The organism is Microbulbifer maximicatervae (SeqCode) (assembly GCF_052467225.1).
On sequence record NZ_CP174303.1, the window covers coordinates 213,200 to 222,888 of the forward strand.

Annotated in this window: 6 protein-coding genes and 1 tRNA gene; 3 read left to right on the forward strand and 4 right to left on the reverse strand. The window is 50.6% G+C overall.

Annotated features, from left to right (window positions below; all coding sequences use genetic code 11):
- Positions 1-2: 2 nt before the first annotated feature.
- On the reverse strand, positions 3-446 hold the full coding sequence (rpsF, locus tag ACJJIZ_RS00965) for a 30S ribosomal protein S6 (RefSeq protein WP_282930240.1): 444 nt from the start codon (positions 444-446) through the stop codon (positions 3-5).
- A 353-nt stretch (positions 447-799) separates the two neighbouring features.
- Between rpsF and ACJJIZ_RS00970 the strand changes: the two genes are divergently transcribed.
- Entirely contained in the window at positions 800-1,627 is an 828-nt protein-coding gene (locus tag ACJJIZ_RS00970) for an alpha/beta fold hydrolase (protein ID WP_444914943.1), read from the forward strand.
- A 223-nt stretch (positions 1,628-1,850) separates the two neighbouring features.
- Complete coding sequence (locus ACJJIZ_RS00975; protein ID WP_444914944.1) at positions 1,851-2,657, forward strand: isocitrate lyase/PEP mutase family protein; 807 nt, start codon at positions 1,851-1,853, stop codon at positions 2,655-2,657.
- 457 nt (positions 2,658-3,114) lie between these two features.
- Here the strand turns inward: ACJJIZ_RS00975 and ACJJIZ_RS00980 are convergent, their stop codons facing one another.
- From ACJJIZ_RS00980 to rnr, 3 genes are all read right to left on the reverse strand, one after another.
- Positions 3,115-5,055 carry an RCC1 domain-containing protein gene (locus ACJJIZ_RS00980; protein WP_444914945.1) on the reverse strand — a complete coding sequence of 647 codons (1,941 nt, stop codon included), beginning with the start codon at positions 5,053-5,055 and terminating at the stop codon, positions 3,115-3,117.
- Between the two features lie 794 nt (positions 5,056-5,849).
- On the reverse strand, positions 5,850-6,605 hold the full coding sequence (gene rlmB / locus ACJJIZ_RS00985; RefSeq protein ID WP_444914946.1) for a 23S rRNA (guanosine(2251)-2'-O)-methyltransferase RlmB: 756 nt from the start codon (positions 6,603-6,605) through the stop codon (positions 5,850-5,852).
- Positions 6,606-6,617: 12 nt separating this feature from the next.
- On the reverse strand, positions 6,618-9,356 hold the full coding sequence (gene rnr, locus ACJJIZ_RS00990) for a ribonuclease R (protein WP_444914947.1): 2,739 nt from the start codon (positions 9,354-9,356) through the stop codon (positions 6,618-6,620).
- A 246-nt stretch (positions 9,357-9,602) separates the two neighbouring features.
- Between rnr and ACJJIZ_RS00995 the strand changes: the two genes are divergently transcribed.
- Positions 9,603-9,689, forward strand: a tRNA-Leu gene (locus ACJJIZ_RS00995).

Sequence of the window (9,689 nt, forward strand, 5' to 3'; positions counted from 1 at the left end):
CCTTACTCTTCGCTTTCAGCGTTATCGGAAGAAGCTTCTGCAGCGTCGGAAGAAGCTTTCTCTTCTCCGGCGCGCTCGCGACGCTCGGTGCGCTCTGCACGGGCAGCTTTGCGCTCACGGCTTTCTTTTTCCGCTTTCATGATCGGGCTCTCTTCAGTGATCGCCTCGTCTTCACGAATTACCAGATTACGGATAACCGCATCGTTGTAACGGAAGTTGGTAGTCAGTTCCTCAAGGGCTTCTTCAGAACATTCTACGTTCATCAGAATGTAGTGAGCCTTGTGGATCTTGTTGATCGGGTAAGCCAGACGGCGACGGCCCCAGTCTTCCAGACGGTGAACCTGTCCACCGCTCTCCTTGATGGACGCAGTGTAGCGCTCCACCATGCCAGGTACCTGCTCGCTCTGGTCCGGGTGAACCAGGAATACAATTTCGTAATGACGCATTTTAGCTCCTTACGGGTTAATCAGCCTCTCGGACAGTCCGATGAGGCAAGGAGTACAACGGGCACGGATAAACCGGGCCCATTGCGGGCGGCGTATTCTAGGCAGTTGTGGGATTGGTTGCAAGTTGATCAATTACTTCAGCCCAATGCCTTCGCTAACCCGGTTGCAAGTTAACCAGTTGCATCAGGCCCTGTGCCTTCGCCCACCCGGTTGCAAGCTGATCAAAATGACTACCCTGCCACTCGCCTTGTCTCTGAGATTTGGCGGATTGGGACACAGCACTGCTCGGTCTGGTCATGGGTTTGGCAAGCTGGCTTCGCCTATGATGCCGGACTGTTAAAGGGAGAAGTACCATGCCCCAACAAACCCACCAATTAGAATTTGGCGCCTTCCAGGTACCAGTAACCACAGTACACAACGGCGAAGGCCCCCTGGTATTGGTACTTCCCGCGATGGGCGTACCGGCCAACCGCTACCGCCTGCTTCTGGAAGAGCTGCAAAAGCTCGGTTACAACACCTCCATCAGCGAATTGCCCGGCACCGGGGAGAGCCTGCCGCGCCCCCACCGAAATGCCGACTACGGTTACAACGATCTGGTGTTTTCGTTTATCCCACAGTTAATCCAACTGCTGGAACAGCAATTCCCCCAGGGGCCAGCACTGATTCTCGGCCACAGTATCGGCGGTCAAACCAGCACCCTGGCAGCCCGCGCCGGCCTCACTGGCAACGCCAAGGTTGTCAGCATCGCCTCCGGCCATGTGGACCACCGCAGCTGGAGTGGTCTGCACAAATACGCCATCCTGCTCTTCGCCTCAATTGCCAGTGTGACCTCAAGCCTGCTGGGTTATTTCCCCGGTGCGCGCATGGGGTTCGGCTGGCGCGAAGCGCGCAGGCTAATGAAAGACTGGGCCCGATCCATATTTAGCGGCCGCTTTGCTCCAGAGGATCGCTTTGGGCAAATGGAAAAGACAAGCCAGCCCACCCTGCATATTGCGCTGGACGGCGACCCCTTCGCCCCTATTCAGGCCGCCCGTAAATTAGCGGCGATCGTCGGCGGCGAAACCCGGGAGATGAAACCCACTTATCCCAAGGGCAACCCTCACCTCAGCTGGATCAAGAATCCCGCCCCCGTAGTTGAGGCAGTACAGCAGTGGCTACACAAAGATCCCGCTCTCAACTGATTTTCCTTTTTTCTGTCTTTCCTGCATGGCCAAGAAAGCAATTCACAGCTTTCTTAGCCATGTATTAATAAAAACTGCCCGCTCCACCTCCCTCCCACATCGCAGCCAACAATCTTATTTGTCTTTCCGGTTTTCACGGTTCAGTTCCGATTGTGGCCAGTGAACCAATCTCTTGAGCGGTAAATTCACCACTCAAACGACATCGCTAAAGTAGGTTATCCCGATGAACAACAGCCCATTCAATACCTTCACCCAATTGCATCGTGCCGCAGCCCCATTGATCCTGCCAAATGCGTGGGATGCTGCCAGCGCTTTAATCTGCCAAAACACAGGCGCCCAAGCGGTAGGTACCAGCAGTGCCGCCGTCGCCTGGTCACTGGGTTATGCCGATGGCGGCGCGCTACCCGTTGAGGAACACTTGAACGCTATCGCACGGATTGCCCGCGTAACCTCATTACCGCTAACCGTGGATATTGAGGATGGTTACTCCCAAAACCCCGAACAGGTAGCGGAGCTGGCCTGTAAAATGGTCGCGCTGGGAGTTGCAGGCATCAATATTGAAGATGGTAACGACGCCCCCGAATCTCTCGGCGAAAAGATCGGCGCTATTCGCCAAGCACTAAACGGCCGCCCGCTTTTTATTAATGCCCGTACCGATGTTTATCTCAATGCACTCGCCAGCGGTGAACAAGCGATCAATATGTGTATAGAGAGGTTAGAGCTTTATAAAAGTGCCGGAGCTGACTGCGGCTTTGTGCCTGGGCTCTCTTCAGTTGAGGAGGCAAGGAGTCTAGCAGCGGATATCAATCTGCCAATCAATATTATGCTGCTTCCGGGAATAGCCCCTATATCGGAGTTTTTTGCCGCAGGCATAAAGCGCTTTAGTACCGGACCAGCATTATTCCAGTCAGTCTACGGCCATTTAAACAAATCATTAAAACAGCTGGCAGCGGTTAAAATTGACACTAATTTGTTTAGTAAGGCGTTGGACTACGGCACACTGAACTCAGCCTTTATTAAAGAGGCATAGAGAGAGGCAATATAGCCGGGGCATATCGATGCCCGCCTTGTTGCCATCTACGAAAGTTCCGCAGGCAAACCTTTTGAGTGACTCTTATAAAAAAACAAGCATAGACCAGAAAAAATATTGAGATAAGAAAAACCCAACATGAAATTAAAATAAAAAAGTTCAGTAGGGCTCCAGAAAAACCACCACTGCTTAAATAGCTAATACTGGAATGCCCAATAAAGAAATATAAAATAGTTGCTTAGGTGTTAAATTGTAAAGCAATAGTGCTGAAGTGCACTTAATACAAAAGGTGAGTATTGGAAAATCCACTCATTTATTAAGGTAAGAGCCGACAACCAAGACTTGCTTTGATTGACGGCTCAAGATTTACCTACGCTGCAATATCTACCAGGTCAACAAGTGGCATTTACATCAGCGATGGATAAATATTTCTCGCTCTTGCCGATATACTTATCACTTAATAAAAGTCGATACCACTGCTATCACCTCCATTAAGCTCATCGCCCCAGGTTACGACAGACTTGTCGTCTTTTAGCACCACAAAGGCTCCATCACCCCTGGAAGGAATGTAAATTGTAAAATCTTCTACCAATGCAGAAACTGTTAATACACCACTCTCCAGTTGTTCACTAACACTACTGCTATCAGTTCTGCCCCCACCCCAGGTGATTAAAGATCCACTCGTCGTTAATGCCGCAAAGCCCTCATTAAGGGAGTAGACCGCTTCTACATTACCAGTTAACTCAGAGCTGACCTCGCTACTATCGCCTCCAAATTCACTATCCCCCCAGGTGACAACAGAACCATCGGATTTAACAGCAGCAAAAGCACGGCTCGATGCAGAGATGGTATCTACATCACTCACAAGCTGGTCACTCACACTACTGCTATCACCACCCCAGTCAGCATTGCCCCAGGTAACAACCGAACCATCAGATTTCAGGGCAGCAAAAGCCCCGCCACTCCCAAAGACCTCCACAACACCGCTGGCAATTTCTGCACTAACCTCACTGCTATCGCCACCCCAATTACTACCTCCCCAAACCACAGCAGAGCCATCTGACTTGAGTGCGACAAATACTGATCTTGATGAAAAAACAGTTTCCACATCACTGGAGATTTCTGTGCTTACCGCACTACTATCCCCACCAGTGGCAGAAGACCCCCAAGTGACAACCGAACCATCGGACTTGAGTGCGGCAAAAGATGTGCTTGTTGAATAAACAGTATCCACATCACTGGAAATTTCTTCACTTACAGCACTGCTATCGCCTCCGTCAGAAGAATCCCCCCAGGTCACTAAGGAACCATCCGATTTTTGCGCAGCAAAAGCTGATTTAGTTGCATAGACAGCCTCAACTCCACTGGCTAACTGAGCACTAACATCACTGCTATCACCTCCCCAATTACTATCCCCCCAAGTCACAATAGATCCATCAGACTTCAATGCAGCGAATGCCTTCGCGCTTGGATAAACCTTAACGACACCATCCGCCAAGTAGGCACTCACGGAGCTACTGTCCCCACCATAAGTTCCCCCCCAAGTAATAACAGAACCATCAGATTTCAATGCAGCAAAAGCACCCTCTGTAGTAAAAATTTCTACTACACCGCCGGTCAAGTTGGCACTCACCGCATCAAAAGTATGCGCAGCAAAACCGTCATCAGGCCATGACACGACCGAGCCATTATTTTTTAAAGCTACAAAACTAAATGCTGTGGAAACAACCTCACGCACATAGACAAGGTGCTCAATCTCCATTTCCGCAATTTCGCCCTCAAATGAGGCGCTCAGAGTTGCTGAGCCACTCTGCAGGGCGGTAATAAGGCCAAGCTCTACGGTTGCCAAACTGGTTTCACTGATCGACCACTCGGCCTCTTCGGTAACATCCACTGAGGTGTCATCGTTATAGTGGGCCGTGAGATAATATTGATCAAAATTAGTGGAATCCCTACTCATCTGCAAACTTTCAAGAAGGACGGGCAACTCAATATCTACTTCTGAACTCATCCCTTCATAAACTGCTGTTAGGGTGAGTGAGCCTGCTTTCAGTTGTGTGATTACCCCAGCATCAACAGTGGCCAGATTACTATCACTCACAGACCAGTCCGCATCCTCAGTAACATCGGCAGAAGAGTCGTCACTGTAATAGGCCGTTAAGAAATACTGGTATTCATTGGTGCTATCTTGTTCCAGCCCTACACTTTCCAGCGTTACGGTATCTGTCCCACCACTACCACTGCCATCACCGCTCCCATCGCCATCACTGTTGCTGTTATTACTACCCCCTCCGCCACAAGCACTGAGTAGGCCAATAGTGAGTGTGAATAACCCGAAACGTAAAATGTGCAAAATGTGCAAATGCCAAGATTGATATTGGCCCGTAACTCCGTTCATATAAACCCCCTCCAGTAAAGCCGACATAATAAAAAGCCAAGTGCCATATAGCAATTCAAATGGCCTTCAAATTACAAATATTTCAGCCGACTCCAAATCTACAAAGGTATTAAAATACGATTCACCAATGAATAAGACCTAATATTATTATTTAAATAAAAACGAACAAAATATTTAGATACATGAGTACTAATTAAAAGGAACCAGACCTAAAACTCGGTGAAGCTATACTTATCTTTGCAATCAGCAGACACCCTTAAATCCACTTTTGAATTTATAGCTCTGCTAGGGATTTTTATCATCAGCAATTGCAACATTTCCAATTACTTATATTTAAATTCTCACCGTTCTAAAAACTACAAAAGAACGGTTACCTTACAAGACCGATAAAACTTAAATGATCATTCGCGCCAGCAGATCAAGTGGGCTTTAGATCCAATTATTTAGAGAGCACTTCCGCATTTTAACGGCAATAAGTTAACTGCAACTGGCTTTATGGTTGCTTTGATTAAACAAAGCCATCGAATTTGAGAATAAACCAAAACCCGATGATCCACACTAAAACCATATTATTACTGCAGATTAAAAATATAGCGGAAGCTATTATCGCAGCAATGTTGCAAAAACCTTGCTTTTTGCGATTCGATTTAGTGACAGGAAGAATTAGGGGAATTTATCGATAGCTCGCCAAAGGCTATCTGGAAATAACGTTAAGGATATAATGGATATTATAAGCACCGACCTGTACGCCCAGAGATAAATTCTCCCCAGCCAGTACAGGTCATACCGGCCCCTTAACCGTTGCGCTGGCGCACGGCCTCAAACAGGCAAACACCCGTGGCAACAGAAACATTTAAGCTGCTTACCTCTCCCGCCATGGGAATTTTGATCAGATGATCGCAGTGTTCCCTAGTCAGGCGACGCAAGCCGCTGCCCTCGGCACCCATAACCAGCGCCAGGGGGCCGGTTAACTGGCTTTGGTATACATCCTGTGTCGCCTCACCGGCTGCACCATATATCCACACTCCCGCCTGTTGCAGCTGCTGCAGTGCGCGAGCCAGGTTAGTCACGGTAACAAAGGGCAATACTTCAGCTGCACCACAGGCCACTTTGCGAGCTGTTGGCGTCAGTCCGGCAGATTTGTCTTTTGGTGCAATCACTGCATGGACTCCGGCAGCCTCGGCCGAGCGCAGGCAGGCTCCCAGATTGTGGGGGTCAGTCACGCCATCCAGCACCAATAAGAAGGGCACTTCGCCGCGCTGATCCAGTTGTTTTAGCAGGTCGAACAGGAACTTTTCATCGTGTACCTTTGTTTTGCCAGAACAGATGGCAACAACACCCTGGTGGTTAGCACCATCCTCAACCTTTTCATCCAGCGCTCTCCGGTCAATAAAGCGCACGGCAATATCATTTTTTTCCGCCTGCTGGATTATTTTTTGCAGGCGCTGATCCTTGCGGCCACGCAGTAACAGAAGCTCCGATACATTCTGCGGAGAACCTTTTAGAAGGGCCTGCACCGCGTGCAGGCCATAGATAACTTCCTGACTCAATTTATTCCTCGATCACTTTTTCTTTTTACTGCTAGAAGAAACCTTTTTCTTCTTTTTTAATTTACCCGAACGGGTTTTGGTCTTTTCAGCCTTTTGCGCGGCTTTACGAGCCGCCACTGCAGGCCGCTTTCCGCCCTTGCGTGTCGGGGTACGCTTTTTAATCTTGCGTTTGGGTTGGGCATCTTCGCCTTGCCCGCCTTCACCTCGCCTATTGAGCAGCTCTTTTTCCGGTTTTGCTACAGGGGCTTCAACACTGGCCTCTACTGGCACAGCCTCATCTGAGCCTACCTTGCGCTTGCGGAAAGGCGAGGGCTTGGCTGTGGTCTCGGTATGCTTGGCCCAGGGGTTAGCACTGGTATTGCTGGGCTTTTCTTTTTTATCGCGGCCCCGGCGCTCGCGTTCCAACTGATGTTCTACTGCCATTTCCATAGCGCGGGCACTCACCCGCGTACTCTCTTTCTTTTTCTTCGACTCACGCTTGGCGCGTGGGACCAGTTCATTCAAGGTGAAATCCACCTTGCGCTCTTCGAGATCTACCCGTGCAACCTGCACGGTGACAGAGTCGCCCAAATGGTAACGTTTGCCACTGCGCTCCCCGATAAGACGCTGGTGCGCCTGCTCAAAGCGATAATAGTCTTTGGGTAGGGCGGTGACATGAATCAGTCCCTCCACGTAGAGATCATCCAACTCCACAAATAATCCAAAGCCTGTGACCGCACTGATAACGCCGGAATAGGTTTCGCCCACATGATCCTGCAGGTATTCACATTTAAGCCAGCTGAGCACATCCCGGGTCGCATCGTCGGCGCGCCGCTCGGTCAGGGAACACTGCTCCCCAAGTTGCAACATGGCCGGCATGTCGTAGGGCAAAATCTGCTCGCGAGCAATCGGTTTGGCGCCGGGCACCGAGTAAACTTTTTTTGCCACCGCAGCTTGGTTGGCGCTGCCGTTGCGTAATAACCAGCGCAGCGCCCGGTGCAGGAGCAAATCCGGATAGCGGCGAATCGGGGAGGTGAAATGGGCATAGGCCGGGTAATCCAAACCGAAGTGTCCGCGATTCTCCGGCTGGTAAACCGCTTGGTTCATAGAGCGCAGCAGCATCACCTGAATAATATGCGCATCTGCACGGCCCTCAATCTGCTCCATCAGGTCCTGGAAGTCTTTGGGCTGGGGCTCACCACCACCGGGAAGGCGCAATCCCAATTCACCCAGGTACTCGCGCAAATTACTGAGTTTTTCCTCTTTGGGCGCATCGTGTACCCGGTAGAGTGCGGGTAGTTCCGATAGCTCCATCAGACTCGCCGCGCAGACATTGGCCGCGAGCATACACTCTTCGATCAGCTTGTGAGCATCGTTGCGCACCACCGGAATAATTCGCTCAATTTTTCGCTGGGCGTCAAATATTATCCGGGTCTCAGTCGTCTCAAAGTCAATAGCACCCCGGCGCTCCCGCGCTTCGCGCAACGCCAGGTAAAGATCGTGGAGGTTATCCAGGTGCGGAGTCAGGGTCGCAAATTGCTTGCGGGCACCACTATCGCGGTTATCCCGCTCATCGAGTATTTGCCCTACCTGGGTGTAAGTCAGGCGCGCGTGGCTGCGCATAACCGCCTCAAAGAAACGGTAATCCTGAATTTCACCGCTTCGGTTGATGTGCATTTCGCACACCATACACAGCCGATCGACATCGGGGTTTAGGGAGCAAAGGCCGTTGGACAATTTCTCCGGCAGCATGGGTACAACAAAATCCGGAAAATAAACCGAGTTTCCACGGCCGTGCGCTTCCTCATCCAACGCACTGCCCGGGCGTACATAGTGGGAAACGTCGGCAATGGCTACCAGCAATTTCCAATTGCCATCGGGTAAAAGTTCGCAGTAGACCGCATCATCAAAATCCCGCGCGTCTTCACCATCAATAGTAACCAGCGGCAGCTGACGAAGATCCACCCGGGATTTTTTGTGATCCTCAAGCACTTCATCGGCGATTTCATTGACCTCGGCCGTCAGTGCACTGGGCCAGGTGTGGGGAATTCCGTAGTTGCGAATAGCAACATCGATCTCCATACCCGGTGCAAGGTGATCACCGAGAATTTCGCTGACCTTACCTTGCGGCACTTTATCCCGGCCCGGTTGGGTAACTATTTTTACTACAACATACTGGCCGTGATCAGCTCCGGCGGTATCCTCAGAGGCCACCATAATATCCAGGTTAATACGCGGATTATCCGGGCGCACAAAACAAATGCCGTTTTCCCGATACAAACGCCCGGCCAGCTGCTCGGTATTGTGCTTGATCACCCTAACAACAGCGCCCTCGCGTTTACCGCGAAAACCTCCGGGGGTTTCTCGCACTAATACCTCGTCACCATCAAAGACTTTACGCATCTGTCGATGGGATAAAAATAGATCGGTGCCACCATCACTGGGGATAACAAAACCAAAGCCATCCCGGTGCCCCATAACCCGGCCGCGTATCAGGCTCATTTTATCCAGTACACCAAAATCACCGGCGCGGTTGCTGGCAATCTGCCCATCCCGGGACATGGCGATCAAACGGCGCCTTACCCCTTCGCGACGATCCTCATCGGTTATTTCCAGTAAATCGGCCACCGCTTCCCAGGGCACAGGTTCCGCCTGATTCTCAAGAACTTGTAACAAGTACTCCCGACTGGGCACGGGCTTTTCATATTTCTCCGCCTCGCGCTGGGCATGAGGGTCAATATTGAAGGGGTCTGAGGTATTTTTCTGAGTCAAAACAGCATCCGTTGTTGGGCAGTTGCCAAGTTTGGCAACCTCCGGAGATTATCCGGCCATAAAGAAAGGCGGCGTTGGTGGTGGTGGATTTCTGGTCAATAATTCGCCGCTATTGCACGCATTATAAGCGATTTCGCCAATTTTCCCGACCTAAGAAAAAAATGATGAAAAAAGCGCAACGCAGCCGTTGACACAGGGGGGGCAGATCTCTATAGTTCGCGTCCTCAACGGAGCACACGTTGATTTGCCCAGGTGGCGGAATTGGTAGACGCGCTAGCTTCAGGTGCTAGTGACCTAACGGTCGTGGAGGTTCAAGTCCTCTCCTGGGCACCA

What these genes read in the sequence shown, in the direction of transcription:
- ACJJIZ_RS00980 (WP_444914945.1), bottom strand. Translation starts at nt 5,055, where the DNA reads ATGAACGGAGTTACGGGCCAATATCAATCTTGGCATTTGCACATTTTG.
- rpsF (WP_282930240.1), bottom strand. Translation starts at nt 446, where the DNA reads ATGCGTCATTACGAAATTGTATTCCTGGTTCACCCGGACCAGAGCGAG.
- ACJJIZ_RS00970 (WP_444914943.1), top strand. Translation starts at nt 800, where the DNA reads ATGCCCCAACAAACCCACCAATTAGAATTTGGCGCCTTCCAGGTACCA.
- ACJJIZ_RS00975 (WP_444914944.1), top strand. Translation starts at nt 1,851, where the DNA reads ATGAACAACAGCCCATTCAATACCTTCACCCAATTGCATCGTGCCGCA.